This window comes from Flavobacterium aerium (assembly GCF_030766725.1).
In the GTDB taxonomy this organism is placed as follows: domain Bacteria; phylum Bacteroidota; class Bacteroidia; order Flavobacteriales; family Flavobacteriaceae; genus Flavobacterium; species Flavobacterium aerium.
This window is the reverse complement of sequence record NZ_JARQWR010000053.1, coordinates 1-235: the sequence shown is the minus strand read 5'-3', so window position 1 is coordinate 235 and position 235 is coordinate 1. Positions and strand designations below refer to the sequence as shown.

Here is a 235-nt window from a genome sequence, read left to right as displayed (position 1 = left end):
CATTATCAATCTCACAGAATGTTTGTGTAGACTGTGTTGTTGTTGGTGCCGGTGTAACAGTAATTTTTGCAGTTACCGCTAAACGAGTTTTACTCTCACATCCGTTAGCGGTTTGAGAAGCATAATACGTTGTTCCATCCACTAAAGCTACTGTTGACGCTAAAGCAGTTCCACCCGTTGCAGCAGTATACCACTGAATAGTTGTTCCTGTTGCTTGTAAGTTCGCTACTGTTGG

The 235-nt window shown here is 42.6% G+C and carries 1 protein-coding gene; it reads right to left on the bottom strand.

Annotated elements, in window-relative coordinates; translation table 11 throughout:
• The coding region (locus P6733_RS17955) for an Ig-like domain-containing protein (RefSeq protein WP_459553648.1) at positions 1–235 on the bottom strand (235 nt) is incomplete at both ends.